Origin of the sequence: Mesorhizobium sp. M1C.F.Ca.ET.210.01.1.1 (genome assembly GCF_004791585.1) — a bacterium.
Classification (GTDB): domain Bacteria; phylum Pseudomonadota; class Alphaproteobacteria; order Rhizobiales; family Rhizobiaceae; genus Mesorhizobium.
In genome coordinates, this window is record NZ_SRUU01000056.1 from 19,146 (window position 1) to 20,729 (window position 1,584).

Sequence of the window (1,584 nt, forward strand, 5' to 3'; positions counted from 1 at the left end):
TGGTCGATGTTCGTCTTGCCATCGGGGCGGGTGGCTGCAAGCCAAGCTGAATCCTCTAGCACCACATGATGGGCATTCTCAGGGTGTATGCTGAGCAGAGGAACCAGATCGGATGGCAGGTGCTGGAGCTGGTTTGTGTTGGGGCCGGGAAACACGGTGCCCTCCGTAAAGCCGGCTGCCATGGTCGCCCGATTCACGAATGCGATCAGCTTCTGTGCGTTCTCGCTGTTCGGCCCTCCTTTGAGCACCACCCAGTAAGTGTAGTTCACATGCGCACCTTCCCACACCATCCGGATTGGTGCCCCTTGGAGAATGGCCGCAATCACGCTGCCGTCGAAGGCGTTGCTCATCACGAATTCGCGGTTGATGAGCAGCTGGGGGGACTCACCTCCAGCCGTCCACCATTTCGTCACGTGCGGCTTGATCTCGTCGAGCTTCTTGAGCGCCCTGTCGACCTTGTCATCGGTCAGCGGCCAGATGTCCTCTTTGGCAACGCCGTCGGCCAAAAGGGCAAATTCAAGGTTGTGCTTAGGCACTGGAGCATAAAGGCCGCGCGGGCCTGGGAAAGCCTCGACGTTCCAGAAGTCCGCCCAGTTCTTCGGGCCATTGTCGCCGAAGACGCGCTCATCATAGGCGAGCAGCATGGCCGATCCGATCGCGGCAACCGCGTCCTCGAGGCGAAGTGAATCTGGTACGCCCTTAAGCGACTCATCGTCCCAGAAGTTGTAGTCGATCGGCTCAAAGAAGGTGCCTGCTTCATGCATGGCGGGATAATTCATCCCTTGGATATATGCCGTGTCCCAATCGACCCGCCCAGCTTGGTTCATCGCCTTGACCTGCGGCTCGCAAAAATCGGCCGCGACGTCCACCACCGCGATTCCGGTCGCCTTTGTGAAGGGTTCATAGACGTACTTCCGCATGCCCTCAGTCCATGAACCGCCAAACGAAAACACGACAACCTTGCCGCTGCCGGAGAGCTTGTCTTGTGCAAAGGCCGTTGTCGCCCGGGCGACCGCCGGAATTATCATTGCGGCGGCCGCACTCTGGAGCAGTGTCCGGCGGTTCAAGCCGGAACGCGAAAATCGAGGTCCCATTTCATCACCCATGTTTCTTACCTCGACTCGCCGATCGTCGTTGCTCCTGCTTGCCGATCTCCTATCAGCCCGCACGGCAGGCTGGGTCCTAGGCTCCGCCCCTCTGACTTGAAAGCTGACAGAACAGCAGTATGACGTCAATGCCACCTAGTAACATGGTCATATGATGAATTGATGCCGTGAAAGGAGCACCGGGCTGGTTGCAGGAGCCCCGCCGGAGCGAGTAGGAAAATACAGGAAGGTCCGACCCGGTGGCGCGGCGGATTTACTGGATGACCCTCTGCGCCGGCTCTTTCTGAGGCCCTCTATGCGTTAAGCCGACATTGCCTCAATTGGCGCTGACGCCGGACGGGCTCGGGGCGCTATTCTCCTGACGCAAGCGCCTCGATTGCCTGTCGATGCACCTGGTGCGATCTCCAAGCGATCATCTCCTTCCAGTCTGACCCCTGCGGATAGTAGTGCAATTTGGCGACCTGACGGATCTGTCGGC

At 59.0% G+C, this 1,584-nt stretch carries 1 protein-coding gene; it reads right to left on the reverse strand.

The window, feature by feature from the left end:
• Window positions 1-1,106 (reverse strand): ABC transporter substrate-binding protein (locus EN853_RS31950; RefSeq protein ID WP_135857306.1); only part of this gene is annotated, 1,106 nt, incomplete at its 3' end.
• Between the last annotated feature and the right edge of the window lie 478 nt (window positions 1,107-1,584).